Below are 26,546 nucleotides of genomic sequence, written 5' to 3'. Positions count from 1 at the left end.
GAAAACCGGTCGACGGCGAACTGCTATTACCCTCGCATAAAAATGCTCATATGTTCAATAGATGTTCTTTTGTTTTTTTTGATCGTGAGATTATTACGCGAGGTATGGTGACGAGTGTCGCTTAAATGCGCTTTTATTCGGCGTAAGTCGGAAAAATGAAAGGTTTTGAGGTCGCTCACACTTTTGTGATTGTCCCGTGGGCAATGAGCATTGATACAGGTAGTGTTCATATGTTCACGCATTGATGCAATGCACAAGAAGACCCACTGAGGACTCAAACCATGCGTCAAATTCACTTTCAACCAGGTTCATCGCCCTACACAACGTTAGCCGTTTCTTCCTTGATGCCGGTGGCAAAAGGGGTCGTGGCATGACAACTCATCTGCAATCGGCCGTCGAAAAATCGGCTATCCGCAAAGTCTCACTGCGGTTGGTGCCCTTTGTGGCGCTGATGTTTTTCATCAACTTCCTTGACCGCACGGCGATCTCTTTCGCCGGGCCAAACGGCATGAGCGAGGATCTGGGGCTGCACGCCGCGCAGTTCGGCCTCGCCTCGGGCATCTTCTTTATTGGCTATATCCTGCTGGAGGTGCCAAGCAACCTTGCGCTGCATCGCTTCGGCGCACGCAAGTGGCTGGCGAGGATCATGGTCAGCTGGGGCATCGTCTCGTTACTGTTTACCTGGGTAAGCAGCGTCGAAGGCCTGTACACCTTGCGGATGCTGCTGGGCGTGGCGGAAGCCGGCTTCTTCCCCGGCGCCATTCTGTTCCTGAGCATGTGGGTACCGGCGCGCCATCGCAGCAAGGTGCTGTCGCTGTTCTATCTGGCGCAGCCGTTGACGGTGGTGTTTGGTGCACCGCTGGCCGCCGCGCTGATCGAACAGCATGGCCTGTTTGGTTTATCCGGCTGGCGGGTGATGTTCCTTGGCGTGTCGATCCCGGCCATCGTCATCGGCATCGTCACCTGGTTCTATCTGGCCGACTCGCCGCGTCAGGCTAAGTGGCTTAACGCCGAAGAAAAAGCGTGGCTGAGCAGCGAGCTGGAAAAAGAGCGTGACCAGAAGCAGGGCAACGCCCATCCAGGCCTGCGCAGCGTGCTGTTTAATGGCCGCGTGTGGATGCTGTGCCTGATCTACTTCGGCTTCATCTATGGCCTGTACGCGCTGGCCTTCTTCCTGCCAACCATTATCTCTGGCTTCCAGCAGCAGTTCGGCACCTCGTTTAACGTGATTGAGAAAGGGCTGATTACCGGCGTGCCGTACATCTTTGCGGCGGTGGTGATGTTCTTCTGGTCGCGTGATGCGTCACGTCGTGGCTGCAAAACCTGGCATATCGCGCTGCCGGCCCTGACCGGTGCCATCAGCGTGCCGCTGGCGCTGTATATGGACTCGCCGATGGCGACCATTCTGGTGATTTCCATCACCGCCAGCTCAATCTTTGCTGCCTTACCTAACTTCTGGACTTTACCTACGCAGTTCCTGACCGGCGCTTCAGCAGCCGCGGCGATTGCCCTGATTAACACGCTGGGCAACGTGGCCGGATTCTCTGCGGGCTATCTGACCGGGATGCTAAAAGACGCCACCGGCAGCTACACCGTGTCGATGATGGTGGTCGGCGGCTTTATGTTGCTCTCCGCCGTGTTGATGCTGTTGCTCAACGCCAAACGTTCAGGAATGCAGTCTGCCCGTCTTTCACAGGAGCCTTCACAATGACCTATCTCTTTAACCAACCCTCTGCGTTTGCCAATGAACTGATCGAAGGGTTTGTGGCGGCGAATGCGGACAAAGTGCGTCAGGTGGCGGGCGGCGTGGTGCGCAGCACGCGCAGCAAGCCGGGCTGCGTGGCGATTGTTATCGGCGGCGGCTCCGGGCACTACCCGGCATTTTCTGGCCTGGTCGGGCAGGGGATGGCGCACGGTGCGGCGATGGGTAACCTGTTTGCCTCACCTTCCGCTCAGCAGATTTATAACGTGGCCCGCGCGGCCGACAATGGCGGCGGCGTATTGCTGGCGTTCGGCAACTATGCCGGCGATGTGCTGCATTTTGGCCAGGCCTGTGAGCGCCTGAAATCCGAAGGCATTCCCTGTGAACTGCTGGCGGTCACCGACGATATCTCCAGCGCATCGCTGTCCGAGCAGGAAAAGCGACGCGGCGTCGCCGGTGATTTAGCGGTATTTAAAGCCGTTGCCGCCGCGGCTGAAGCGGGTTACTCGCTGGCCGAGGTTACCCGGCTGGCACGCCATGCCAACCACCGCACCCGTTCCCTCGGCGTGGCCTTTTCCGGCTGTACGCTGCCCGGCGCCAGCCAGCCGCTGTTTGAAGTGGCGCACGGCACCATGGCACTCGGCATGGGCATTCACGGCGAACCGGGCATCAGCGAATGTGCCATTCCACCGGCCGATACGCTGGCGGAGCTGTTTGTTGAGCACCTGCTGAAAGAGTGTCCGCAAGAGATTGGCGAACCGCGCGGTCAGCGCGTGGCGGCGATCCTCAACGGCCTTGGCTCGGTAAAATATGAAGAGTTGTTTGTGGTCTATCGCCGCGTTGCCCAGCTGTTGAAAGACGCCGGACTGGAAGTGGTTGAACCCGAGGTGGGTGAATTTGTCACCAGCTTCAATATGGCCGGCGCGTCATTAACCCTGGTGTGGCTGGATGACGAGCTGGAAACCTTCTGGCGCGCGCCGGCCAATGCCCCGGCCTTCCGCAAAGGCAGCGTGCTGGTGGCTGAACCGCTGAGCGCAGCCGAACTGATTTTGCCGCAGGTGGATGAGGTCCCGAACGCCTCGCAAGCGTCACAACAGTCCGCGCGCTGCGTGCTGGCGGTGGTGAAGGCGATGGCAGAGGTTATCTATCAGCATGAAGAAGAGCTAGGCCGCATCGATGCGGTGGCCGGTGACGGCGACCACGGCATTGGTATGGCGCGCGGCGTGACCGGGGCGGTGGAAAAGGCGGTCGAAATGCACCAGCGCCACGCGGGCGCCGGCACCTTACTTTGCCGCGCGGCCGATGCCTGGGCGGATAAAGCCGGTGGCACCTCGGGCGCATTGTGGGGCGTGGCGTTAACCGCTATTGGCTCCGCGCTGGGTGACACTGAGTCGCCGAATGCGCATCGCGTGGCGTTGGGCGTGCAGCATGCCAAAGAGGGCATCATGCACTTTGGTAAGGCGAAGGTCGGCGATAAAACCCTGGTCGATGTGCTGGTGCCGTTCAGCGAAACGCTGAGCGCCCGCGTTGAGGCCGGTGACTCGCTGAATGACGCCTGGGCCGCCGCCGCCAGGCAGGCGACGCTGAGTGCCGAAGCCACCCGTCAAATGGTGCCGAAAATGGGCCGCGCCCGCCCGCTGGCCGAAAAAAGCGTCGGCACGCCGGATGCCGGTGCCGTCTCACTGGCGCTGATCGTTAACAGAATTCATCAACAGTTGACCGCGCAGACCGAAGCCCGCCTGCAGGGAGTGCACTGATGACACAGCCGCGTATAACGCTGGGCGTTAGCCTGAAGATGTATTTCAGCTATCAGCAGACGCTGGCGTGGAGTCAGGCGGTCGCGGCCATTGCCCGCAACCATCCGGCAATAATCAGTGGTGAGGTGGCGCTGTTTGTCCTGCCCGCGTTTCCCGCGTTGCCGCCGGTGCTTGAGGCATTTGCCGGCAGCAATGTGCTGGTCGGTGCGCAGGATCTGTGTCAGGAAGATAACGGTGCCTGGACCGGTGAAGTCAGCGGCGCGATGCTGGCGGAAATGGGCTGTGGCTTCGCCGAAATCGGTCATGCCGAGCGCCGTCGCTACTTTGCCGAAGACGACAGGCTGATTGCCGCCAAGCTGGCCGCTTCGCTGCGCAATGGCCTGACGCCGGTGCTCTGTCTGGGGGAGCCAGAACAGGGCACCAGTCAGGAGGCGATTGCCGTTTGTCGTCAGCAGCTGGACGCTTATCTGCTGACGGCCCGCCAGCAACAGCTTTCCGGCCACATCGTTCTGGCCTATGAACCGCAGTGGGCGATTGGCGCGGCCACCTCCGCGCCCGACGATTTTATCGCTGAGGTCTGCCACGGCCTGCGTGCGTTCAGCGGGCTGGGGGAATTCACCTTCAGCGTGATTTATGGCGGCAGCGCGGGGCCGGGCTTATTACGCCGTCTGGGTCACCACGTTGACGGTTTGTTCCTTGGACGCTTTGCCCATCAGCCGGTGGCACTGGCGTCAATTATTGATGAAGCCGCCGAACTGGCTACATCTCAGGAGGCAGCATGGCAACAGGCTTAAGCACCTACGCCTATTTCTGGCGGATGTCAGAAAAAGTCCCGGCACCGATGACCCTGCAACAGGTCCTGCAGCACACGGCTGAGATGGGCGTGTCGCTGTTCCAGATTTGCGACTATCCGCAGATTGAGAGCTGGAGCGCGGCGCAGCTTCAGGCGCTGCGGCAGCAGGCTGACCAGCTGGGCATGGCGCTTGAGCTGGGCACGCGTGGCCTGCAGGCCGGGCATCTGCAACGCTACCTCGAACTGGCCGATGCGCTTGAGGTCACCGTGTTGCGGTCGATGTTCAACAGCGCGACGTCACGACCGACGCTGGCCGAAGCGGGCGCGATGATCGAAACCGTGCTGCCAAAATTTGAGCAGCAGCAGGTCAAACTCTGTCTGGAAACCTACGAGCAGGTGCGCAGCGCCGACATGATGTCGGTGATCAACCGCTTCGACTCCCCGTCTCTGGGCGTATGTCTCGATCCGGCCAACTGCGTGGCCGCGCTGGAACTGCCTGAACAGGTGATTGAAAACACCGTCGATCGGGTACTGAACCTGCATGTCAAAGATTTTGCTTTCTCGCGTCAGGATGGCTGGGTCGGCTTTACCCTCGCCGGCAGTCCGATGGGCGAAGGCTTACTGAATTATCGCCAGCTGATTGAGCGCGTGCGCCCGGACAGCAGAGGCATCAACCAAATCGTCGAGCACTGGTTACCCTGGCAGCAGGATGCGCAACGCACCTGCCAGCTGGAACAGCAGTGGACTCAACAAAGCGTCGATTATTTAGCGAAACATCAATTCCAGGAGTGATTTTATGAGCACACAATTAAAAACAATTACCGTTATTGGCGCCGGCGGCAAAATGGGCATGCGCATCTCAGCCAATCTGCAAAAAAGTGATTATCAGGTCTTCTATTGTGAGAGCGCGCCACAGGCGCAGGAACAGGTCACCGCCCAGGGCCGTGAACTGTCAGCCGCTGAATCGGTGGTGCCGGTCAGTGATGTGGTGATCCTCGCGGTGCCGGACATCGTGTTGGGCAAAGTGTCTGAAATCGTGGTGCCGCAGATGAAAACCGGCGGCATCCTGTTAACGCTGGATCCGGCTGCCGCCTATGCCAACCTGATCGCCCAGCGCGACGGCATTGAGTACGCGGTTGCGCACCCTTGCCATCCCTCGGTATTCCTCGAGCGTTACACCAAAGAAGAACATGCCGATGCGTTCGGGGGTGTGGCCGCCATCCAGCACATTGCCGCATCCTATGAGACCGGCAGCGACGCGCAAAAAGCCGAGCTGAGCAAGGTGGTCAGCGTGATGTACGGCCCGGTTGAGGAAGTGCACTGGGTGACGGTGAAGCAGCTGGCCTATCTGGAGCCAACGTTAGTGGAAACCGTGGCCTGTATGGTCGGTGCCTTTATGAAAGAAGCGCTGGACGAAACGGTCAAGCATTCTGGCGTGCCGGAAGCCGCTGCGAAAGCGATGCTCTACGGACATATTCAGATTGCGCTGGCGGTGGCTTTCCGCGCCACCAACCCGTTCTCGGATGCCTGCATGATCGCCATGGAATATGGCCGTGAGAAGATTGTGAAACCCGACTGGAAGCAGATTTTTGACGAGAAAGAGTTGGATATCGTCATTGCCCGTATGCTGAAAATTGACGCAATCCGCCGCTAATTGTGAGCTTCCCCCGGGCAAGAATGGGCAATCATTGGCTCATCGCCGGGGGAAAGTGGTATAAATCCGGTCTATACCGTGCGGGCGGCCCGAGTGCCGCCCGGGCTTTGTTGCCCGCCAGGCACCGACTTATCTCCAGCTCAAGAGAACCCGGATGGAAAAGAACTCGCCTTCTCAGGATACAGAACTGCTGACGGAAATTGCCGTTGCCTACTATCAGGACGAAATTACCCAGGAAGAGATCGCGCGTAAATTCGGTATTTCCCGCATCAAAGTGGGTCGCTTGCTTAAGCGGGCCAAGGAAGAGGGCATTGTTGAAATCAACGTGCGCTATCACCCGGTGTTCAGTACCCGCCTGGAACAGCAGCTGCTGGAGCGTTTTCCGCTGCAACGTGCCTTAATCGCTTTGGATTATCAGGATGAAGAAGAGCAGCGCCGTCAGGTTGCGGCGCTGGTTTCCGCGCATCTGGCGCAGACGCTGAAGGATAACGCGGTGGTCGCCGTGGGACAGGGACGCAATATCGCCGCGGTGGCCGATCATCCCGGCAACGTGCCGATCCGCAACTGCCACTTTATCAGCGGCATTGGCGGCACCCATCGTCCTGGCGATGCGATCAACGCCGACCATATCAGCCGCCGCCTGGCGCGCAAGTTCGGCGGCATCAGCGAAACGCTGTATGCCCCGGCCTACGTGGAAAACCGCGCGCTGAAAGAGTCCTTTATGCAGAACGGCACCATTAAAGAGACCCTCGATCGCGCCCGCAAAGCCGATATTGCGCTGGTCGGCATTGGTGACATGAACGAGAACAGCTATATGGTGAAGCTCGGCTGGTTTACGCCGCATGAAATTATTGATGCCAGCCTGAATCAGGGCGTCACCGGGGATGTGGCGGGCTATGACTTCTTTAATGCGCAGGGCCAGCACGTTGATACGGTGATGAACGATCGGGTGATCGGTTTGAGTATCGAAGAGCTGCGCAAAATACCCTGCGTGATTGCCATCGCCTCGGAAAATACCAAAGCCATGGCCATTCTTGGCGCGTTAAGAACCGGCGCTATCGATATTATTGCCAGCTCGGCGCAGAACATTCGCACCTTGCTGAATATGACCAAGTAACGCTGGAACGCGCCCGGATATCGCGGCGTTCAACGATAGCCCTTTCCTCGCTGATTTACTCTGTAGCAGCCTTTATGGCTGCTCTGCCTTTTCTCCCCCGCATGCATTTATCCCGTCTTTGAAGGCGCCACGTTGCTGACGCCGGGCGGGTTTTATTCGCTGTTGCTGATTACTGGAAACCATTTCCATAAAACCTGAATTCCTGGCGGTTTTATGCACTGCTTCAAGTTTTGCCCGGCGAAGCCCTTTTATACTGACGCGTTGACTCCCTCCGTAGAAAACAAGGATCCTGATAATGGACGAACAACTGAAGCAGAGTGCGCTCGATTTTCATCAGTTCCCGGTTCCGGGAAAAATTCAGGTCTCACCGACGAAACCCCTGGCAACACAACGCGATCTGGCACTGGCTTACTCGCCGGGCGTGGCGGCACCCTGTCTGGAAATTGCCGCCGATCCGCTGGCCGCCTTTAAGTACACCGCGCGGGGAAATCTGGTGGCGGTGATCTCTAACGGCACCGCGGTACTGGGGCTGGGCAATATCGGTGCGCTGGCAGGTAAGCCGGTGATGGAAGGGAAGGGCGTGCTGTTTAAAAAGTTCGCCGGCATCGACGTGTTCGATATCGAAATTGATGAACTGGATCCCGACAAGCTGATCAACGTGATTGCCGCGCTGGAGCCGACCTTTGGCGGCATCAATCTGGAAGATATCAAAGCGCCCGAGTGCTTCTATATCGAAAAAACGCTGCGTGAGCGGATGAATATTCCGGTGTTCCATGACGATCAGCACGGCACCGCCATTATCTGTACTGCCGCGGTACTCAACGGGCTGCGGGTGGTGAAGAAAACCATTTCCGACGTGCGGCTGGTGGTTTCGGGCGCCGGTGCGTCCGCCATCGCCTGCATGAATTTGCTGGTGGCGTTGGGAATGCAAAAACACAACATCGTGGTCTGCGATTCCAAAGGGGTGATTTACCAGGGCCGTGAAGCGAATATGGCGGAAACCAAGGCGGCGTATGCGGTGCAGGACAGCGGCAAACGCACGCTGAATGAGGTGATTGAAGGGGCCGATATCTTCCTGGGCTGTTCGGGTCCCGGCGTGATGTCGCAGGAGATGGTAAAAAAAATGGCGCGCGATCCGCTGATCCTTGCGCTGGCCAATCCGGAACCTGAAATTCTGCCGCCGCTGGCAAAAGCGGTGCGGCCGGATGCCATTATCTGCACCGGACGTTCCGACTATCCCAACCAGGTGAATAACGTGCTGTGCTTCCCGTTTATTTTCCGTGGCGCGCTGGATGTCGGTGCGACGGCGATTAATGAAGAGATGAAGCTGGCTGCGGTGCATGCTATCGCCGAACTGGCGCTGGCAGAGCAGAGTGACGTGGTGGCTTCCGCCTATGGCGATGAAGAACTGGCGTTTGGCCCGGATTACCTGATCCCCAAACCCTTTGATCCGCGGCTGATTGTGCAGATAGCGCCGGCGGTGGCGCAGGCAGCGATGGATTCGGGCGTGGCGACGCGGCCGATCGAGGATATGGACGCCTATCGCGAAAAGCTCAGCGAGTTTGTTTATAAAACCAATCTGTTTATGAAGCCGATCTTTTCGCAGGCACGAAAAGATCCGAAACGGATTGTGCTGGCGGAAGGCGAGGAAGCCAGAGTGCTGCATGCCACCCAGGAACTGGTCTCGCTGGGGCTGGCGAAACCGATCCTGATCGGCCGCCCGAGCGTGATTGACATGCGGCTGAAAAAACTGGGGCTGAAGATTGAAGCCGGAAAGGATTTTGACGTGGTAAATAACGAATCCGATCCGCGTTTTAAAGCCTACTGGAGTGAGTATTACCAGATTATGAAGCGGCGCGGCGTCTCGCCGGAACAGGCCCAGCGCGCGGTGATCGGCAACCCGACGCTGATTGGTGCAATCATGGTACATCGCGGTGAAGCGGATGCGCTGATCTGCGGCACCATTGGCGACTTTAAAGAGCATTACGACGTAATCGAAAAGCTGTTTGGCTTCCGCGAAGGCGTCAGGGTCGCCGGAGCGATGAACGCGCTGCTGCTGCCTGCCGGCAATACCTTTATCGCCGATACCTACGTCAATGAGGATCCCACGCCGGAACAGCTGTGCGAGCTGACGCTGATGGCGGCGGAAACCGTGCGCCGGTTTGGTATCGAACCGAAAGTTGCGCTGCTCTCACACTCCAGCTTCGGCACCTCCAACGCACCGGCCGCCTGTAAGATGCGGGAAACACTGGCGCTGGTGAAAGCGCGCGCGCCGGAGCTGGAAATAGACGGTGAGATGCATGGCGATGCGGCGTTAGTGGAAAGCATCCGTCAGGAGTTGATGCCGGACAGCCCGTTAAAAGGCGCGGCGAATATCCTGATTATGCCGAACGTTGAGGCGGCGCGGATCAGCTACAACCTGCTGCGCGTGTCCTGTTCGGAAGGGGTGACCGTCGGTCCGGTACTGATGGGGATTGCCAAACCGGTGCATGTGCTGACGCCAATCGCCTCGGTCAGGCGTATCGTCAATATGGTGGCGTTGGCGGTGGTTGAGGCGCAAACGGCACCGTTATAAAGCCGCGCGGCCGAAGAAGATGCAAGGGGCGATAAGCGTGTTATCGCCCCTTTTTTTAGCTTAAATCCAGTCTTTCACCGGCAGGAAATCGGTATAGAGCGCGGCTTCCGGGGTGCCAGGCTGCGGCGCGTAGTCATACTCCCAGCGTACCAGCGGCGGCATCGACATCAGAATCGACTCGGTTCGCCCACCGGTTTGCAGACCAAATAAAGTCCCGCGATCCCACACCAGGTTGAATTCAACGTAGCGGCCACGGCGGTACAGCTGGAAATCCCGCTCACGTTCGCCCCAGCTTAACCCCTTGCGGCGTTCGATTATTGGCAGGTAGGCCTGCAAAAAGCCTTCACCCACCGCCTGAGTAAAGCGGAAGCAATGGTCGAAGTCAGGGGTGTTCAGGTCGTCAAAGAACAGCCCGCCAATACCGCGCTGCTCGTTGCGATGCTTGATAAAGAAGTAGTCGTCGCACCATTTTTTATAGCGTGGATAGACCTCTTCACCAAACGGCTGACATAGATCGCTGGCGGTCTGGTGCCAGTGTACGGCGTCTTCCGCGAAGCCGTAATACGGGGTCATATCAAACCCGCCGCCAAACCACCACACCGGATCGGCACCGGGCTTCTCGGCAATGAAGAAGCGCACGTTGGCATGGCTGGTCGGCAGATAGGGGTTTTCCGGGTGGATCACCAGCGACACGCCCATCGCTTCAAAGCTGCGGCCTGCAAGCTCCGGGCGGTGTGCGGTGGCAGACGCCGGCATTTGATCGCCATGAACGTGGGAGAAGTTAACGCCGGCCTGCTCGAATATCGCGCCGTTGCGCAGCACGCGGCTGCGACCGCCACCACCGCCTTCGCGGTCCCAGCTGTCTTCTTCAAAATTTGCCTTGCCGTCAGCCTTGGCTAACTGCTGGCAAATGCTGTCCTGTAATGTGAGCAGAAACTGCTTCACCTGGGCGAGGTCGGGTGCGTTCATGGCTTACCTTGCTGATGAAAATTGACGCGCGCAGTATACGCCAAAATGGGTCAGCTGGGGCGTCTGTTATTGGCATCGAACTCATTAAAGTAGCTGACGATGCCGCCGACAATCGCCGTGGCGATTTTTTGCCGGAAGGCGGTGGTGCCTAACAGACGCTCCTCAGCCGGGTTGGTAATAAAGGAGGTTTCCACTAACACCGACGGGATCGACGGGGACTTCAGCACGGCAAACGCCGCCTGTTCGGTATGCTGGCTGTGCAGGTGATGCACCGGACGAATTTGGCCCAGCACGTGTTTGCCCAGCGTCAGGCTGTTTTTGATGGTGTCGGTCTGTACCAGGTCGAACAGCACCTGCTGCAGATAGTGGTCTTTATCGGCGGCTTTGACGCCACCGACGTCATCGGCGGCATTTTCACGCTGCGACAGGTAGCGCGCCATGCTGCTGCTGGCCCCGCGATTGGACAGGGCAAACACCGAAGCCCCGTTGGCATCGGGGCTGGTAAAGCCGTCGGCGTGGATCGACATAAACAGGTTCGCGCCGTGCTGATGGGCGATTTCGACACGTTCACCCAACGGAATAAAGTGGTCGGACTCGCGGGTGAGCCGCGCTTCGATATGCGGATGGTCGTTGAGCATGGTGCGGATATGATTGGCAATTTCCAGCACTACATGTTTCTCTTCGGAACCCTCTTCGCCCACCGCACCGGAGTCAATGCCGCCGTGGCCCGGATCGATCATCACGATTTTTTTGCCGTTGGCGGACGGCGGTGGCGGGGTGTTGGCTTTAGCCCGTGCCGAAGCGAGTTTTAGCGACGCGCTTTCCTCTTTCGCCCTTGCCGGTTTATTGGCCAGTAAAACCAACGCCAGGCCGGAAAGCAGCAGCTGACGTCGGGAAGTTAACGGGGTCATCTGGCCAAACTTTTTCATCAACACATCCTCAGGGCACAAAGTGCTTATTGTTATATCGTAACAATAGCTCCCGCGCGAGGAGGGAACTATTTCAACTTTTTACTTTCCATTTCAGCAGGCTAACAGATGGGCTCGGGCGTTTTTTTCGCTCTTAATGATGGTTGAGGCTTGCACCGCCGAAAGAAAGCGTGATAATCAGCAAATTGTGGTTAACATCTGGGGCAACGCCATGGAAATTCGCGTATTTAGCCAGGACGATTTTGAAGAAGTGATTACCCTGTGGGAGCGTTGCGATCTATTACGTCCCTGGAACGATCCGGAAATGGATATCGAGCGTAAGCTCAATCACGATCCCGATCTGTTTCTGGTGGCGGTCGTCGGTGGGGTAATTGTCGGCACGCTGATGGGCGGTTACGACGGTCATCGTGGGTCGGCTTACTATCTCGGCGTTCATCCCGATTATCAGGGCCGTGGCTTTGCTAACGCGTTGATCAACCGGCTGGAGAAAAAGCTGATCGCCCGCGGATGTCCGAAAATCCACGTGATGGTGCGTGAAGAAAATGATGCGGTAATGGGCTTTTATGAAAAGCTCGATTATGAAGCGGTGGACAGCGCGCTGCTCGGCAAACGCCTGATTGAAGATCGCGAATATTAATCGCTCGGGTGGCGCAGAGTCACCCGACGTTCCTGCCTGTGATGTGAAATAACCTGATGTATTCCCCTGACGATTACGATGCCCGAGGCCAGCTGCGATTACCGCTGGGCTTCTGGGCGATTTTGCTGTTACAGGCCCGCACCTGGGTGCTGTTTGTGATGGCTGGCGCCTCGCGTCAGCAAGGGACTTCGCTGCTGGCGTTATTCTATCCTGACACCCATGCCTTCTGGTTGGGGCTGGGATTAGGCGTGCCCGCCGCGCTGGGCCTGCTGTTAACCGGCTATCGCCAGCGCGCACCGAAACTCTGGCAGGCCTGGCGCTGGGTGCTGATGCTGACCCTGGTGGCGATGCTGGCGTTACAGGCTTTCACCCTGTGGCACGGCGACGACGCCGTTTCACCACTGGTGATCCTGTTTACCGGTTTTGATCTGCTGGCGCTGTACTGGCTGGCTTTCAACCGGCGGTTAAAAGCCTGTTTTGATCCTGCCAGCAATATGGCATAAACCTGTTGCCTGGCACTTTCAGGTTTTTATCCGACTCTGTGAGCCGGATAAAACTTTTTCACGGATTAACACTCCAACCAGTTCAGACGTTTTGAGTCACCATGACAGGAGTTGCAATGAAATCTGTTCGCCCGGCACTGATCGCCGTCGCTTTGCTGTTGGCCGGTTGCGCCAGTTCAGGCCCTTCACCCCAGCCGTCCAACGGCGCGACCTGGTGGAATCCGCTGACCTATTCGTGGTCCAGCCTGGCGCCATGGCACTGGTTTGGCTCCTCGCTCACCGTTGAAGAGCAGGGCGTCGGCACGCTGAATGGCAGCACCGCCATGACCGAAGAGGCTATCAGTGACGGCCTCAACGGCAACTATCAGGTGCGCAAAGGGATGCGTAGTGATAATGGCAACGTGGTGACCTTCTTCCAGGCCGTGAAAGATGCCAAGGTTAAGGTGGAAGTGAGCGGGCAGTCGACCGTCGACCGTATTGAGGTGACCGACAGCAGCATCGCCTCCGCCGACGGCAATAAAATCGGTACGCCGTTCAGCGATCTGTTCCGCAAAGCCTTCGGCGCCTGCCAGAAAGGCACCGGCAAAGACAGCGACGGCGTGGAGTGTAATGCGCCAGGCAGTCAGCATATCAGCTACGTCTTTACCGGCGAATGGCACGGTCCGGAAGGCCTGATGCCGTCGGATGAGGCGCTGCAGAAATGGACCATCAGTAAAATCATCTGGCAAAAATAGCAGGAGAGCCACACCATGTCCCAGTCCCAGAGCGGCATTTTATTAGAACATCGCCGTTTTGCTGTTTACCTTGAAGCGATGATGCAGGGCGATTTAGCCGCCTTTCGTCAGGGTATTCCTCTTTTCCTGCAGCAGCTTGAGCAGTTGCAACAGCGCTGGCCGGATGCGGGACTGGGTGCGGTTATCGCCTTTGGCCCGGCGTTATGGAACGATCTGAACCCTGCAAACAGCACTGCTGAGCTGAAAGACTTTCAGCCGCTGGGGAAGGGCATGGCACCCGCCACGCAGCGCGATCTGCTGATCCATATTCAGTCCTTACGCCATGACGTGAACTTCAGCCTGGCGCAGGCGGCGGTGGCGGCATTTGGCGGAGCGATTACCGTGGTGGAAGAAACCCACGGTTTCCGCTGGGTGGAAGATCGCGATTTAAGCGGCTTTGTTGATGGTACGGAAAACCCGCAGGGCGAGCAGCGGCCGATGGTGGCACTGATTGGCGCAGGCGAAAATGCCGGTGGCAGCTACGTCTTGAGCCAGCGCTGGGAACATAATCTGAAGATGTTTAACCGCATGGCGGTGAATAAGCAGGAGCAGATTATGGGCCGCACCAAAGAGAGCAATGAAGAGCTGGAAGGCGACGACCGCCCGGCCACGTCGCACGTGGCCCGTGTCGACCTGAAAGAGGACGGCAAAGGCCTGAAAATTCTGCGCCAGAGCCTGCCATACGGTACGGCCAGCGGCACCAACGGGCTGTTCTTCCTCGCCTATTGCGCCACGCTTTACAACATTGAAAAGCAGCTGTTAAGCATGTTCGGCGAGCTGGACAATAAGTTCGATGCCATGCTGCGCTTTACCAAGCCGGTCAGCGGCAGCTATTTCTATGCGCCTTCTCAGCAGCAGTTAGCCGCCCTGTAATACGCAATAAGCCCCTCACGAAAGGGGCTTAATTCCCTGCTCACAGATCCTTCCTCAACCGGCATTACTCCTCAGTCATAAACGGCAACAGCGCCTGATACAGCTGGCGGAAGGTTTCCCGCTGTTGGGCATAATGCTGATGATTTTCCGCATCCGGCGTATGGCGTTGTTCCAGCGGCAGCTCGGGCAACATCTCGCTGAGCGGCTTGTGAGGATTGATCGCGATTTGCGCCAGCCTGGCCGCACCCAGCGCAGGACCCACGTCACCGCCGGTGCGGTACTCCAGTGCATGTCCGCAAATATCCGCCAGCATCTGCCGCCACCAGGCACTTCGCGCACCGCCGCCGATCAGCGTGATGCTGCGCGGTTGCAGGCCGCTGGCATGCAGCGCATCCATGCCGTCCGCCAGCGCAAAACCCACCCCTTCCAGCACGGCGCGCGCCAGATGTTCGGCACCGTGCTGATGCGTCAGCCCCCAGAAAGCGCCTTTCGCCTGCGGATTGTTATGCGGCGTGCGTTCTCCGGAAAGGTAGGGCAGGAACCACACCGGCGCATCAACCGGTTTGGCCTGCTCCGCCAACGTAAGCAGCGTCGGCACATCGCGAATATTGGTCAGCTTGCAGGCCCAGTCCAGGCAGGACGCCGCGCTCAGCATGACCGACATCAGATGCCAGGTTTCCGGCAGCGCATGGCAGAAGCTGTGCACCGCACTTTCCGGATTGCTCCTGAAGCCGTCGCTCACCGCGAAATAAACCCCCGAGGTGCCAAGCGACAGCATGGCCTGGCCCGGCTGATACAGCCCAACGCCAATCGCGCCGGCGGCATTATCGCCACCGCCCGCCACCACCGGTAAGCTACCCGCCAGCCCCCAATGCTCGGCGAGTTCGGCGTGCAGCTTGCCGGTTATCTGGTTGCCCTCAAACAGCGCAGGCATGGCGTTGCGGGACAGGCCGCAGGCGGACAGCAGTTCATCGCTCCAGTCACGCTGACGGACGTTCAGCCACATCGTTCCCGCCGCATCGGACATATCGCTGGCGAATTCACCGGTCATCCGCCAGCGCAGGTAATCCTTCGGCAGCAGCACTTTGTCGATCTGGCTGAAAATCTCCGGCTCGTGCTGCTTCACCCACAGCAGCTTGGGCGCAGTGAACCCCGGCATCATCACGTTGCCGGTGATATCACGCGAGGCCGGAACCGCCTGTTCCAGTTCCCGACATTGCGCCGCGCTTCTGCCGTCGTTCCACAGGATCGCCGGACGTAAGATCTGCTGGCGCGCATCCAGCAGCGTGGCGCCGTGCATTTGTCCGGTCAGGCCGATGGCCTTCACCTGCTGCAAATCCTGTTGTTTCGCCAGCGCCTGCATCGCCTTATCCGTTGCCTGCCACCATTCAGCAGGCGACTGCTCGGACCATAATGGCTGCGGGCGTGAAATCGTCAGCGGCTCACCGTGCGTGGCAAGCAGCTGCCCGCTTTCACTGAGCAGGATAGCCTTCACCCCGGAGGTGCCGAGATCGATGCCGATATACATAGGGGCGTGTCCTTGTATTAACCAAACAGATAGCGATTCACCAGATTCTCCAGCTTTTCCTGATGACCGCTCTGGTGTTGTGGTGCCAGGTTATGATCGCCGGCGTATTTCGCGAGCGCATCCAGCGACAGCTTGCCTTGCAGGATCTGCTGGCCCAGCTCGCCGTTCCAGTTGGCGTAGCGTTTGGCGACCAGCTGATGCAGCTCACCCTCTTCAATCATCTTCGCCGCCACCTTCAGCGCCAGCGCCATGGTATCCATGCCACCAATATGACCATAGAACAGATCGTATTTATCGGTGCTCTGACGGCGGACTTTGGCATCAAAATTGAGGCCGCCAGTGGTAAAGCCGCCCGCTTTAAGAATTTCAAACATCACCAGCGCATTTTCTTCAACGCTGTTCGGGAACTGATCGGTATCCCAGCCGAGCTGAGGATCGCCACGGTTGGCATCGACCGAGCCGAAGATCCCCAGCGCAATCGCTGTGGCAATCTCATGATGGAAGGAGTGGCCGCCGAGGGTGGCGTGGTTCGCCTCGATATTCACCTTGATCTCTTTTTCCAGGCCAAACTGCTTCAGGAAGCCATACACCGTCGCCACGTCGTAATCATACTGGTGCTTGGTCGGCTCCTGCGGTTTCGGCTCAATCAGCAGCGAGCCCTGGAAGCCAATCTTATGCTTATGCTCAACCACCATCTGCATAAAGCGGCCGATCTGCTCGCGCTCCTGACGTAAATCGGTGTTAAGCAGGGTTTCATAACCCTCGCGTCCGCCCCACAGCACGTAGTTTTCGCCGCCCAGTTTCTTCGTTGCGTTCATCGCGGTGAACACCTGAGTCGCTGCCCAGCTGAACACTTCCGGATCGGGGCTGGTGGCCGCGCCTGCGCCATAGCGGGGATGGGTAAAGCAGTTGGCGGTGCCCCACAGCAGCTTGACGCCGGTGGACTGCTGTTTTTCCGCCAGCACATCGCTCATCACCGCAAAGTTATTCAGGTAGGTCTTCAGCGAGTCGCCTTCCGGCGAGACGTCCACATCGTGGAAGCAGTAGTAAGGCACGTTCAGTTTCTGGAAGAATTCGAAGGCGACATCGGCCTTACGCTTTGCCAGCGCCAGCTGATCCCCCGCCTGCTGCCACGGCCGCTCGAACGCCCCGACGCCAAACATATCCGCCCCGGTCCAGCAGAAGGTGTGCCAGTAACAGGCAGCAAAACGCAGATGTTCATCCATCCGTTTGCCGAGGACGATCTCGTCGGGATTGTAATGGCGAAACGCCAGCGGGTTTTTACTGCCGGTTCCTTCAAAGCGAACCTGTTCAAGCTGATCAAAATAGGGTTGCATGGTTGACTCCTGGGTAGCTGGCCCGTCTGGCGGGATAGGGGCATCTTCGGAGTTCAGCGGCCGAACCACAATTACGTTATTTCACACTCAAATTCAGAGAATTATTAACTGTGCGTGAGATCTCATTATTCAGCGGGAAAAGTTAACTTCAGCCGGTGCCGCATTTTTAAATGCGCTGAAGGTGAATGATGACAGCAAAACATGACCGTGGTCATAAAACAAAAACTAAACCAAAAATCGTAATCAACGGGTAAGAATCAGTAATTGCTCAACCGGAAGCAATTGACAACAATCCGCTGGACGTTTCGTGACCTCTATTTCCCCGACACCATCAATAAAAAAGGGTAATAAAAATGAAATTCAAGCACCTCTTACTCTCTGCCTGTGCGCTGTTAGTGTTGGCCAGCCAGCCTGGATACAGTAAAGAAATCAAAATCGGGATGGCGATTGACGATCTGCGTCTGGAGCGCTGGCAGAAAGATCGCGATATTTTTGTGAAGAAGGCCGAGTCGCTGGGCGCAAACGTATTTGTGCAGTCCGCCAACGGCAACGAAGAGACGCAGATGGCGCAGATTGAGAACATGATTAATCGCGGGGTCGATGTGCTGGTGATCATTCCTTACAACGGCCAGGTGCTGAGCAACGTGATCAAAGAAGCCAAACGCGAAGGCATCAAGGTGCTGGCGTATGACCGGATGATCAACAACGCCGACATCGATTTCTATATCTCTTTCGATAACGAAAAGGTCGGGCAGCTGCAGGCGCAAAGCCTGGTACAGCGCGTGCCTACGGGGAATTACTTCCTGATGGGCGGCTCGCCGGTGGATAACAACGCCAAGCTGTTCCGTCAGGGGCAGATGACCGTGCTCAAGCCGCTGATCGATAGCGGGAAAATCAAAGTGGTGGGCGATCAGTGGGTCGACGGCTGGCTGCCAGAGAACGCGCTGAAGATTATGGAGAATGCGCTGACCGCCAACAATAACCACATTGATGCGGTGGTGGCGTCGAATGATGCGACCGCGGGCGGGGCGATTCAGGCGTTATCGGCCCAGGGGCTGGCGGGGAAAGTGGCGATCTCGGGGCAGGATGCAGACCTGGCGGCGGTGAAACGCATTGAGGCGGGCACCCAAACCATGACGGTGTATAAACCGATCAGCAAGCTGGCCGATGACGCGGCGAAAATTGCGGTGCAATTAGGTTCGGGCCAGCAGCCAGAAAGTAATGCCACATTAAATAATGGCGCTAAAGAGGTGAAGTCCTGGTTATTAACGCCGATTTCGGTCAATAAATCGAATATCGACAGTACCATTATCGCTGACGGATTCCATAAAAAAGCCGAATTAAATTGAACCCTCCGCAGCGAAATAACGGGAGGACAGAATGGCTATTCTCTTAGAGATGAAAAATATCACCAAGCAATTCGGCGTGGTTAAAGCCGTCGATAATATCAGCCTGCAGCTTGAAGCAGGCCAGGTATTATCACTTTGTGGTGAGAATGGTTCAGGGAAATCAACGCTAATGAAAGTGCTGTGCGGAATATATCCGCACGGCAGTTATTCAGGTGAGATCTATTTTTCAGGCGATCTGATCACCGCGAAAACCATTCGGGAAACCGAACAAAAGGGCATCGCCATTATTCACCAGGAGCTGGCGCTGGTGAAACAAATGACCGTGCTGGAGAACATGTTTCTCGGCAGCGAGTGGGGCCGGTTTGGCCTGATGGATTACGAGTCGATGTATCTGCGCTGCCAGCGAATGCTGGCGCAGGTCAAGCTGAACATCGACCCCAATACCCGCGTGGGTGAGCTTGGCCTGGGCCAGCAACAGCTGGTGGAAATTGCCAAAGCGCTGAATAAGCAGGTGCGCCTGTTGGTACTGGATGAGCCAACCGCTTCGCTCACCGAAAGCGAAACCGCCACGTTGCTGGAGATCATCAGCGATCTGCGCGATCACGATATTGCCTGCATCTACATCTCGCACAAGCTGAACGAGGTGAAAGCCATCTCGGATTTAATTTGCGTGATCCGGGACGGACGGCATATCGCCACGCGCTCAGCCGCAGGCATGAACGAAGACGACATCATTGCGATGATGGTGGGTCGTGAGTTAACCGAGCTGTATCCCCAGGAGCCGCATCAGATTGGTGAGGTGGTACTGCAGGTGGACAACCTCACCGCGTGGCATCCGGTTAACCGCCATATTCGCCGCGTCGATGACGTTTCCTTTACCCTGCGGCGCGGCGAAATCCTCGGTGTCGCCGGGCTGGTGGGGTCGGGCCGTACCGAAACCATGCAGTGCCTGTTTGGCGTTTACGCTGGCCGCTGGCAAGGCAACATCGCGGTAAACGGTCGCCCGGTGACCATTCAGCACTGTCGCCATGCGATGGCGCAGGGCATAGCGATGGTGCCAGAAGATCGTAAACGTGACGGCATCGTGCCGGTGATGAGCGTGGGGGCAAATATCACTCTGGCGGCATTAAGCCAGTACAGCGGGCGCTTCTCGCTGCTGGATGAAGCCAAAGAACAGGCCACTATTCAGCACTCGCTGGCGCGGCTGAAGGTGAAAACCTCCTCGCCCTTGCTGGCGATTGGCCGGCTCAGCGGCGGCAATCAGCAAAAAGCGATTCTGGCGCGCTGTCTGTTACTGGACCCGCAAATTCTGATCCTCGATGAGCCCACGCGCGGCATCGATATCGGGGCGAAATATGAAATCTACAAATTGATTAACCAGCTGGTGCAGCAGGGCATCGCCGTAATTGTGGTGTCTTCCGAACTGCCCGAAGTGTTGGGGCTGAGCGACCGGGTGCTGGTGATGCATGAAGGGCGAATCAAAGCCGATCTGCCGAACCGCAACCTGACCCAGGAACAGATTATGGAAGCCGCGTTAAGGAGTGAAACTGATGTCGAAAAGCACGCAATCTGAAGTGAGTTTACCGCCAGTCACGCCACGCGGCCTGCGGTTGAAGTCTCTCAATCTGCAAGTCTTCGTGATGCTGGCCGCCATTGTGGTGATCATGCTGTTTTTCACCTTCACTACCGAAGGTGCCTACCTGAGCGCCCGTAATATCTCCAACCTGCTGCGCCAGACGGCGATTACCGGCATTCTGGCGGTGGGCATGGTGTTCGTGATTGTCTCTGCCGAAATCGATCTGTCGGTGGGCTCAATGATGGGATTACTGGGCGGCGCGGCGGCGATCTTCGATGTCTGGCTGGGCTGGCCGCTGCCGCTGACCATTGTGGTGACGCTGCTGGCTGGGGTGTTGTTGGGCGCGTGGAATGGCTGGTGGGTGGCTTACCGCAAGGTTCCGTCATTTATTGTCACCCTTGCCGGCATGCTGGCGTTTCGCGGCGTGCTGATCGGCATCACTAACGGCACCACGGTAGCGCCGACCAGCGATGCGATGTCGCTGATGGGGCAAAGCTATCTGCCCGGCGGGCTGGGCTTTGGTATTGGGGCGGTGGGGCTGATGCTGTTTGTCGCCTGGCAGTGGCGACGTCGCGCACGTCGGGCACAAATGGGATTGCCGGTGGCCAGTGCCAGCGGCGACGTCACGCGCCAAAGCATCATGGCGATTATCGTGCTGGGCGCGGTGTATCTGCTGAATGATTATCGCGGGGTGCCCACGCCGGTCTTGATCCTGACCGCGCTGATGCTGGCCGGAATGTTTATGGCCACCCGAACCGCCTTTGGCAGACGCATTTATGCTATTGGCGGCAACATCGATGCCGCGCGCCTGTCGGGCGTAAACGTTGAGCGCACCAAGATGGCGGTGTTCGCCATTAATGGGTTGATGGTGGCGATTGCCGGGCTGATCCTCAGCTCCCGACTGGGTGCCGGTTCACCTTCTGCCGGCAACATTGCCGAGCTGGATGCGATAGCGGCTTGCGTAATTGGCGGAACCAGCCTGGCGGGCGGCATCGGCAGCGTCGCCGGCGCGGTGATGGGGGCCTTTATTATGGCGTCGCTGGATAACGGCATGAGCATGCTGGACGTGCCGACCTTCTGGCAATACATCGTTAAAGGGGCGATTTTGCTGCTGGCGGTGTGGATGGATTCCGCCACCAAGCGTCGGGTATGAATCGCCTGGAATGCCGCCAGAATGTGCCGGCCCAGCGAAAGGCTTCGCGTTGCCTCACAAATCTGGCGGCATTTTCACTGCTCTGTTGATGGCTGTGCTATCCAGAGAGCAGCATGATTTCAGGGGAACCCGTATGTTTGGCAAACGTTTTCGCATTACCTTGCTGTTTAACGCCAATAAAGTCTATGACCGTCAGGTGGTGGAAGGCGTCGGCGAATATCTGCAGGCTTCACAGTGCGACTGGGACATCTTTATTGAGGAAGATTTCCGCTGCCGCATCGACAATATCCGCGACTGGCTGGGCGATGGGGTGATTGCGGATTTTGACGACGGTGAGATAGCCAGGCTGCTGCACAACGTTAAGGTGCCTATTGTCGGCGTGGGCGGATCGTATCTGCAAAAAGAAGATTACCCGCCGGTGCATTACATCGCCACGGATAACCATGCGTTGGTCGAAGCGGCCTTTATGCACCTGAAGGAAAAGGGCCTGAACCGCTTTGCCTTTTACGGCCTACCGCCGGAGGGCGGCAAGCGCTGGGCACAGGAGCGGGAACAGGCTTTCCGCAATCTGGTTTCGGCCGAGCAGTATCAGGGCGTGGTGTATCAGGGAATGGAAACCGCGCCGGAGAATTGGCAATACGCGCAAAACCGGCTGGCGGACTGGGTGCAAACCCTGCCGCAGCAGACCGGAATTATTGCGGTCACCGATGCCCGCGCCCGTCATCTGCTGCAGGTGTGTGAGCATCTGGACATTGCCGTGCCGGAAAAACTCAGCGTGATTGGCATCGATAATGAAGAGCTGACGCGTTATTTATCGCGCGTGGCGCTCTCATCGGTAGCGCAGGGCACGCGGCAAATGGGCTATCGCGCGGCAAAACTGCTGCATCAGCTGTTGAACGAGCGGGAAATGCCGCTGCAACGCATTCTGGTGCCGCCGGTAAAGGTGGTGGAGCGGCGCTCGACCGACTTCCGTTCGCTGCGCGACCCGGCGGTGATCCAGGCGATGCATTATATTCGCCATCACGCCTGCAAAGGGATTAAGGTGGAGCAGGTGCTGGAATCGGTCGGCATGTCGCGATCGAACCTGGAGAAGCGCTTCAAGGATGAGACCGGCCAGACCATCCACAATATGATCCACGGCGAGAAGCTGGAGAGGGCGCGCAACCTGTTAATTTCCAGCTCGCTGTCAATCAACGAGATCTCACAGATGTGCGGCTATCCTTCCTTACAGTACTTCTATTCGGTATTCCGCAAAGATTACGATATGACGCCGAAAGAGCACCGCGATAAGTACGGTGAGGTGCTGTGCTGATCGTCCGCTTTCCCATCCCCTGCATAAACAATTCCATTCGCTTATAGCGTTTTAAACTTCCAAATCACCAAACGGTATATGAAATCGTTACTGCTTTTAGTGTGGTTATAAATAAACTGAGGAAACTTCAGGGCGCGAGCCGACTGTTTCCCAGGGTGCATAATGACGTTACCGACGGTTAAAAAAATAATGAGCAGTGCCGCTTTCTCGTTGCTGTTAGCCGGGTCCGCTCAGGCTACCGAGCTGTTGAACAGCTCCTACGACGTCTCGCGCGAGCTGTTTGTCGCCCTGAATGCGCCTTTTGAAAAACAGTGGGCCGAGCAAAATAACGGTGACAAGCTGACTATCAGACAGTCACACGCCGGCTCATCCAAGCAGGCGCTGGCCATTTTGCAGGGCCTGAAAGCCGATGTGGTGACCTACAACCAGGTGACTGACGTGCAGATTTTGCACGATCGCGGCAATCTGATCCCGGCCGACTGGCAAAAACGTTTCCCCAATAACAGCTCACCGTTCTATTCGACCATGGCGTTCCTCGTGCGCAAGGGCAACCCCAAGAACATCCACAGTTGGGATGATCTGGTGAAAACTGATGTGAAGCTGGTGTTCCCCAATCCAAAAACGTCAGGCAACGGGCGTTACACCTACCTGGCTGCCTGGGGTGCCGCCGATAAAGCGGACGGTAAAGATCGGGCTAAAACCGAGCAGTTTATGACTCAGTTCCTGAAAAACGTCGAGGTCTTTGATACCGGCGGTCGCGGTGCCACCACCACCTTTGTTGAGCGTGGGCAGGGCGATGTGCTGATCAGCTTCGAGTCCGAAGTGAACAATATCCGCAACCAGTACGCCAAAGATGGCTACGAAGTGGTGGTGCCGAAAACCAATATCCTGGCGGAGTTCCCGGTGACCTGGGTCGATAAAAACGTCGATGCCAATAACACTGGCAAAGCCGCTAAAGCCTACCTGGGCTATCTCTACACGCCAGCGGCGCAGAAAATTATCACGCAGTATTACTACCGCGTGAACAATCCTGAGCTGATGGCGCAGCAGAAAGAGCGTTTCCCGGCGGTTGACCTTTTCCGCGTGGAAGAGGCCTTCGGCAGCTGGGACCAGGTAATGAAAACCCAGTTCGCCAGCGGTGGTGAGCTGGACAAATTGTTAGCCGCAGGACATCAGTAATGTTTGCCACTAAAAGTAAGCGCGTGCTGCCGGGCTTTGGTATCAGCCTCGGTAGCAGCCTGTTCTTCACCTGCCTGATCCTGCTGTTGCCGATCAGCGCACTGCTGATGCAGCTGTCGCAAATGACGCTGTCTCAGTACTGGGAAGTCGTGACCAACCCACAGGTGATGGCCGCCTACAAAGTTACCCTGATTTCAGCCGGTGTAGCCTCGCTGTTCAATGCCGTGTTCGGCATGCTGATGGCGTGGATCCTCACCCGCTACCGTTTTCCTGGCCGCACGCTGCTGGATGGCTTAATGGATCTGCCGTTTGCTTTACCGACGGCGGTGGCGGGCTTGACGCTGGCCGGCCTGTTCTCGGTCAACGGCTGGTATGGTCAATGGCTGGCGCAGTTCGACATTAAAGTGTCTTACACCTGGCTGGGCATTGCCGTCGCCATGGCGTTTACCAGCATTCCGTTTGTGGTGCGTACCGTTCAGCCGGTGCTTGAAGAACTGGGCCCGGAATACGAAGAAGCGGCCGAAACGCTGGGCGCCACGCCGTGGCAGAGCTTCCGTCGCGTGGTGCTGCCTGAAGTGGCGCCGGCATTGCTGGCCGGCACCGCGTTGTCCTTTACCCGCAGCCTAGGCGAGTTTGGTGCGGTGATCTTTATTGCCGGCAACATTGCCTGGAAAACCGAAGTGACCTCGCTGATGATTTTCGTCCGTTTGCAGGAGTTTGATTATCCTGCCGCCAGCGCCATTGCGTCAGTGATCCTCGCGGCATCGCTGCTGCTGCTGTTCGCGATTAACACCTTACAGAGCCGCTTTGGCCGTCGTATTGGAGGTCATTAATGGCCGATATCACCGAATTGAAAGGGGCCAGCCGCAGCCGCATCAACTGGGGTAAATGGATCCTGATTGCGCTGGGCATGCTGATCTCCTTTGGGCTGCTGGTGGTGCCGATGGTGGCGATTTTTACCAGCGCCTTCTCCAACGGCCTTATGGCGTCGTTCAGCAACCTGAAAGATGGCGACATGCTGCACTCAATCTGGCTGACCGTCCTGATGGCGCTGATTACCGTGCCGGTCAATCTGGTGTTCGGGACGCTGCTGGCCTGGCTGGTTACGCGCTTTGATTTCCCCGGCCGCCAGCTGCTGCTGACCCTGTTTGATATTCCTTTTGCCGTGTCGCCGGTGGTGGCGGGGCTGATGTATCTGCTGTTCTGGGGCGTCAACGGCCCGGCAGGCGGCTGGCTGGACGCGCACAATATCCAGCTGATGTTCTCCTGGCCGGGGATGGCGATGGTGACCATCTTTGTGACCTGTCCATTTGTGGTCCGTGAGCTGGTGCCGGTGATGTTGAGTCAGGGCAGCAATGAAGATGAAGCGGCGGTGTTGTTAGGCGCGTCAGGCTGGAAAATGTTCTGGCGGGTGACCCTGCCCAATATCCGCTGGGCGCTGTTGTACGGTCTGGTACTGACCAATGCCCGTGCGATTGGCGAATTCGGTGCGGTCTCGGTGGTCTCGGGATCGATTCGCGGCGAGACCTACACGCTGCCATTACAAGTTGAATTACTGCATCAGGATTACAACACCGTCGGGGCCTTTACGGCGGCCGGGCTGTTAACCCTGATGGCGATAGTCACACTGTTTCTGAAGAGCGCGCTGCAATGGCGTTTAGAACACCAGAACAAGCGTTTGCAACAGGAGGGGAACCATGAGCATTGATATCAGCAAAATTAACAAATCTTTCGGCCGTACTAAGGTCCTGAACGATATTTCACTGGATATCCCTTCCGGTCAGATGGTGGCATTGCTTGGGCCTTCTGGCTCAGGGAAAACCACGCTGCTGCGCATTATTGCCGGGCTGGAAAGCCAGAACAGCGGCCGTCTGAGCTTTAATGGCAAAGACGTCACCCAGCTGCACGCGCGCGACCGCCAGGTGGGCTTTGTGTTCCAGCATTACGCCTTGTTCCGCCATATGACGGTGTTCGATAACATCGCCTTCGGCCTGACCGTGCTGCCACGCCGCGAACGTCCTTCTGCGGCGGTGATTAAGCAGAAAGTCACCAAGCTGCTGGAGATGGTGCAGTTAAGCCATCTGGCTACGCGCTTCCCGGCACAGCTTTCGGGCGGTCAGAAACAGCGTGTGGCGCTGGCGCGTGCGCTGGCGGTTGAACCGCAGATCCTGCTGCTCGATGAGCCGTTCGGTGCGCTGGATGCCCAGGTACGTAAAGAGCTGCGCCGCTGGTTGCGTCAGCTGCATGAAGAATTGAAGTTCACCAGCGTCTTCGTGACCCACGACCAGGAAGAAGCGATGGAAGTGGCCGATCGCGTGGTGGTGATGAGCCAGGGCAACATTGAACAGGTCGGCACACCGGACGACGTCTGGCGCGATCCGGCTACCCGGTTTGTGCTGGAGTTCCTCGGTGAAGTGAACCGCTTTGAAGCCGAAGTGCATGGTTCCCAGTTCCACGTTGGCGCGCATCACTGGCCGTTGGGCTATACGCCCGCGCATCAGGGCCGCGTCGAGCTGTTCCTGCGTCCGTGGGAAATCGACGTCAGCCGCCACAGCAGCCTGGAAACGCCGTTACCGGTGCAGGTGCTGGAAGTCAGCCCGCGCGGTCACTACTGGCAGCTGGTTGCGCAGCCAGCCGGCTGGGGCCTGGATCCGATTACGCTGGTGGTGGAAGGGACGCAGACTGCGCCGGTTCGCGGCGAGCAGCTGTTTGTAGGCCTGCAACAGGCTCGCCTGTACAAAGGTGAAACGCCGTTGCGACAGGTTGCCTTTGCGCAAAGTGCCTGATATTTTCTAGTCGAACAGGGTCAGGTCTTCCTGACCCTTTTTTT

Annotated in this window: 23 protein-coding genes; 19 read left to right on the top strand and 4 right to left on the bottom strand. The window is 57.6% G+C overall.

From position 1 onward, the window contains the following. Positions 1–370: 370 nt before the first annotated feature. The 7 genes from EBC_RS18270 to maeB all read left to right on the top strand — a co-directional run bounded on the left by EBC_RS18270 (position 371) and on the right by maeB (position 9,598). On the top strand, positions 371–1,711 hold the full coding sequence (locus tag EBC_RS18270) for an MFS transporter (protein WP_013203328.1): 1,341 nt from the start codon (positions 371–373) through the stop codon (positions 1,709–1,711). After that, positions 1,708–3,459: a dihydroxyacetone kinase family protein gene (locus EBC_RS18265; RefSeq protein ID WP_013203327.1), complete on the top strand. Its 1,752-nt coding sequence runs from the start codon at positions 1,708–1,710 to the stop codon at positions 3,457–3,459. The genes EBC_RS18270 and EBC_RS18265 overlap by 4 nt, the downstream gene beginning before the upstream one ends. Continuing rightward, positions 3,459–4,253, top strand: coding sequence for a triose-phosphate isomerase family protein (locus tag EBC_RS18260; protein WP_013203326.1), 795 nt, complete (start codon positions 3,459–3,461; stop codon positions 4,251–4,253). Before EBC_RS18265 ends, EBC_RS18260 begins: the two co-directional genes overlap by 1 nt. Further along, positions 4,238–5,044 carry a sugar phosphate isomerase/epimerase family protein gene (locus EBC_RS18255; protein ID WP_041692093.1) on the top strand — a complete coding sequence of 269 codons (807 nt, stop codon included), beginning with the start codon at positions 4,238–4,240 and terminating at the stop codon, positions 5,042–5,044. The genes EBC_RS18260 and EBC_RS18255 overlap by 16 nt, the downstream gene beginning before the upstream one ends. A 4-nt stretch (positions 5,045–5,048) precedes the next feature. After that, positions 5,049–5,906, top strand: coding sequence for a phosphogluconate dehydrogenase C-terminal domain-containing protein (locus tag EBC_RS18250; RefSeq protein ID WP_013203324.1), 858 nt, complete (start codon positions 5,049–5,051; stop codon positions 5,904–5,906). Between the two features lie 154 nt (positions 5,907–6,060). Further along, complete coding sequence (locus EBC_RS18245; RefSeq protein WP_013203323.1) at positions 6,061–7,023, top strand: sugar-binding transcriptional regulator; 963 nt, start codon at positions 6,061–6,063, stop codon at positions 7,021–7,023. A gap of 295 nt (positions 7,024–7,318) precedes the next feature. Further along, positions 7,319–9,598 (top strand): NADP-dependent oxaloacetate-decarboxylating malate dehydrogenase, encoded by a 2,280-nt coding sequence (maeB, locus tag EBC_RS18240; protein ID WP_013203322.1) that lies wholly within the window; start codon positions 7,319–7,321, stop codon positions 9,596–9,598. Between the two features lie 60 nt (positions 9,599–9,658). Here maeB and hemF read toward each other — a convergent pair whose 3' ends face one another. After that, a complete protein-coding gene (gene hemF, locus EBC_RS18235) occupies positions 9,659–10,567 on the bottom strand; it encodes an oxygen-dependent coproporphyrinogen oxidase (RefSeq protein ID WP_013203321.1) in 909 nt (302 codons plus the stop codon). 50 nt (positions 10,568–10,617) lie between these two features. Further along, the gene (gene amiA / locus EBC_RS18230; RefSeq protein WP_013203320.1) at positions 10,618–11,496 is read right to left on the bottom strand and encodes an N-acetylmuramoyl-L-alanine amidase AmiA; all 879 of its coding nucleotides are present in this window, start codon (positions 11,494–11,496) and stop codon (positions 10,618–10,620) included. Between the two features lie 211 nt (positions 11,497–11,707). Here amiA and EBC_RS18225 point away from each other — a divergent pair, with 211 nt between their 5' ends. From EBC_RS18225 to EBC_RS18210, 4 genes are all read left to right on the top strand, one after another. Next, positions 11,708–12,133: a GNAT family acetyltransferase gene (locus EBC_RS18225; RefSeq protein ID WP_013203319.1), complete on the top strand. Its 426-nt coding sequence runs from the start codon at positions 11,708–11,710 to the stop codon at positions 12,131–12,133. A 56-nt stretch (positions 12,134–12,189) separates the two neighbouring features. After that, positions 12,190–12,636 (top strand): DUF2919 domain-containing protein, encoded by a 447-nt coding sequence (locus tag EBC_RS18220; protein WP_013203318.1) that lies wholly within the window; start codon positions 12,190–12,192, stop codon positions 12,634–12,636. A gap of 116 nt (positions 12,637–12,752) precedes the next feature. Further along, a complete protein-coding gene (locus EBC_RS18215) occupies positions 12,753–13,370 on the top strand; it encodes an RpoE-regulated lipoprotein (RefSeq protein WP_013203317.1) in 618 nt (205 codons plus the stop codon). Between the two features lie 15 nt (positions 13,371–13,385). Next, positions 13,386–14,282 (top strand): Dyp-type peroxidase, encoded by an 897-nt coding sequence (locus EBC_RS18210; protein ID WP_013203316.1) that lies wholly within the window; start codon positions 13,386–13,388, stop codon positions 14,280–14,282. A gap of 64 nt (positions 14,283–14,346) precedes the next feature. On the opposite strand, the gene xylB is transcribed toward EBC_RS18210, so the two are convergent. Both xylB and xylA read right to left on the bottom strand, forming a co-directional pair. Then, positions 14,347–15,810 carry a xylulokinase gene (gene xylB / locus EBC_RS18205; protein WP_013203315.1) on the bottom strand — a complete coding sequence of 488 codons (1,464 nt, stop codon included), beginning with the start codon at positions 15,808–15,810 and terminating at the stop codon, positions 14,347–14,349. Positions 15,811–15,827: 17 nt separating this feature from the next. Further along, the gene (xylA, locus tag EBC_RS18200) at positions 15,828–17,147 is read right to left on the bottom strand and encodes a xylose isomerase (protein WP_013203314.1); all 1,320 of its coding nucleotides are present in this window, start codon (positions 17,145–17,147) and stop codon (positions 15,828–15,830) included. A gap of 353 nt (positions 17,148–17,500) precedes the next feature. Here xylA and xylF point away from each other — a divergent pair, with 353 nt between their 5' ends. From xylF to cysA, 8 genes are all read left to right on the top strand, one after another. Further along, positions 17,501–18,496, top strand: a complete 996-nt coding sequence (xylF, locus tag EBC_RS18195; RefSeq protein ID WP_013203313.1) for a D-xylose ABC transporter substrate-binding protein — start codon at positions 17,501–17,503, stop codon at positions 18,494–18,496. Between the two features lie 31 nt (positions 18,497–18,527). After that, a complete protein-coding gene (locus EBC_RS18190) occupies positions 18,528–20,069 on the top strand; it encodes a xylose ABC transporter ATP-binding protein (protein ID WP_013203312.1) in 1,542 nt (513 codons plus the stop codon). Further along, the gene (gene xylH / locus EBC_RS18185) at positions 20,047–21,225 is read left to right on the top strand and encodes a xylose ABC transporter permease XylH (protein ID WP_013203311.1); all 1,179 of its coding nucleotides are present in this window, start codon (positions 20,047–20,049) and stop codon (positions 21,223–21,225) included. The genes EBC_RS18190 and xylH overlap by 23 nt, the downstream gene beginning before the upstream one ends. A gap of 133 nt (positions 21,226–21,358) precedes the next feature. Further along, positions 21,359–22,537, top strand: a complete 1,179-nt coding sequence (xylR, locus tag EBC_RS18180; protein ID WP_013203310.1) for a D-xylose utilization transcriptional activator XylR — start codon at positions 21,359–21,361, stop codon at positions 22,535–22,537. Positions 22,538–22,699: 162 nt separating this feature from the next. Then, positions 22,700–23,716 (top strand): sulfate ABC transporter substrate-binding protein, encoded by a 1,017-nt coding sequence (locus EBC_RS18175; protein ID WP_013203309.1) that lies wholly within the window; start codon positions 22,700–22,702, stop codon positions 23,714–23,716. Next, on the top strand, positions 23,716–24,549 hold the full coding sequence (gene cysT, locus EBC_RS18170) for a sulfate/thiosulfate ABC transporter permease CysT (RefSeq protein WP_013203308.1): 834 nt from the start codon (positions 23,716–23,718) through the stop codon (positions 24,547–24,549). The genes EBC_RS18175 and cysT overlap by 1 nt, the downstream gene beginning before the upstream one ends. Continuing rightward, a complete protein-coding gene (gene cysW / locus EBC_RS18165; protein ID WP_013203307.1) occupies positions 24,549–25,424 on the top strand; it encodes a sulfate/thiosulfate ABC transporter permease CysW in 876 nt (291 codons plus the stop codon). Before cysT ends, cysW begins: the two co-directional genes overlap by 1 nt. After that, positions 25,414–26,502, top strand: coding sequence for a sulfate/thiosulfate ABC transporter ATP-binding protein CysA (gene cysA, locus EBC_RS18160; protein ID WP_013203306.1), 1,089 nt, complete (start codon positions 25,414–25,416; stop codon positions 26,500–26,502). Before cysW ends, cysA begins: the two co-directional genes overlap by 11 nt. The last annotated feature ends 44 nt before the right edge of the window (positions 26,503–26,546 follow it).

Source organism: Erwinia billingiae Eb661 (assembly GCF_000196615.1).
Classification (GTDB): Bacteria; Pseudomonadota; Gammaproteobacteria; order Enterobacterales; family Enterobacteriaceae; genus Erwinia; species Erwinia billingiae.
The sequence above is the reverse complement of the archived record's forward strand: the minus strand, read 5'-3'. Positions and strand labels throughout refer to the sequence as shown.

Coding starts and splice junctions, on each gene's coding strand:
- maeB (WP_013203322.1), top strand. CDS start 7,319: ATGGACGAACAACTGAAGCAGAGTGCGCTCGATTTTCATCAGTTCCCG.
- cysA (WP_013203306.1), top strand. CDS start 25,414: ATGAGCATTGATATCAGCAAAATTAACAAATCTTTCGGCCGTACTAAG.
- xylH (WP_013203311.1), top strand. CDS start 20,047: ATGTCGAAAAGCACGCAATCTGAAGTGAGTTTACCGCCAGTCACGCCA.
- cysW (WP_013203307.1), top strand. CDS start 24,549: ATGGCCGATATCACCGAATTGAAAGGGGCCAGCCGCAGCCGCATCAAC.
- EBC_RS18245 (WP_013203323.1), top strand. CDS start 6,061: ATGGAAAAGAACTCGCCTTCTCAGGATACAGAACTGCTGACGGAAATT.
- EBC_RS18190 (WP_013203312.1), top strand. CDS start 18,528: ATGGCTATTCTCTTAGAGATGAAAAATATCACCAAGCAATTCGGCGTG.
- xylA (WP_013203314.1), bottom strand. CDS start 17,147: ATGCAACCCTATTTTGATCAGCTTGAACAGGTTCGCTTTGAAGGAACC.
- xylR (WP_013203310.1), top strand. CDS start 21,359: ATGTTTGGCAAACGTTTTCGCATTACCTTGCTGTTTAACGCCAATAAA.
- EBC_RS18260 (WP_013203326.1), top strand. CDS start 3,459: ATGACACAGCCGCGTATAACGCTGGGCGTTAGCCTGAAGATGTATTTC.
- cysT (WP_013203308.1), top strand. CDS start 23,716: ATGTTTGCCACTAAAAGTAAGCGCGTGCTGCCGGGCTTTGGTATCAGC.
- EBC_RS18220 (WP_013203318.1), top strand. CDS start 12,190: ATGTATTCCCCTGACGATTACGATGCCCGAGGCCAGCTGCGATTACCG.
- EBC_RS18270 (WP_013203328.1), top strand. CDS start 371: ATGACAACTCATCTGCAATCGGCCGTCGAAAAATCGGCTATCCGCAAA.
- EBC_RS18265 (WP_013203327.1), top strand. CDS start 1,708: ATGACCTATCTCTTTAACCAACCCTCTGCGTTTGCCAATGAACTGATC.
- EBC_RS18215 (WP_013203317.1), top strand. CDS start 12,753: ATGAAATCTGTTCGCCCGGCACTGATCGCCGTCGCTTTGCTGTTGGCC.
- EBC_RS18250 (WP_013203324.1), top strand. CDS start 5,049: ATGAGCACACAATTAAAAACAATTACCGTTATTGGCGCCGGCGGCAAA.
- hemF (WP_013203321.1), bottom strand. CDS start 10,567: ATGAACGCACCCGACCTCGCCCAGGTGAAGCAGTTTCTGCTCACATTA.
- amiA (WP_013203320.1), bottom strand. CDS start 11,496: ATGAAAAAGTTTGGCCAGATGACCCCGTTAACTTCCCGACGTCAGCTG.
- EBC_RS18175 (WP_013203309.1), top strand. CDS start 22,700: ATGACGTTACCGACGGTTAAAAAAATAATGAGCAGTGCCGCTTTCTCG.
- EBC_RS18210 (WP_013203316.1), top strand. CDS start 13,386: ATGTCCCAGTCCCAGAGCGGCATTTTATTAGAACATCGCCGTTTTGCT.
- xylF (WP_013203313.1), top strand. CDS start 17,501: ATGAAATTCAAGCACCTCTTACTCTCTGCCTGTGCGCTGTTAGTGTTG.
- EBC_RS18225 (WP_013203319.1), top strand. CDS start 11,708: ATGGAAATTCGCGTATTTAGCCAGGACGATTTTGAAGAAGTGATTACC.
- xylB (WP_013203315.1), bottom strand. CDS start 15,810: ATGTATATCGGCATCGATCTCGGCACCTCCGGGGTGAAGGCTATCCTG.
- EBC_RS18255 (WP_041692093.1), top strand. CDS start 4,238: ATGGCAACAGGCTTAAGCACCTACGCCTATTTCTGGCGGATGTCAGAA.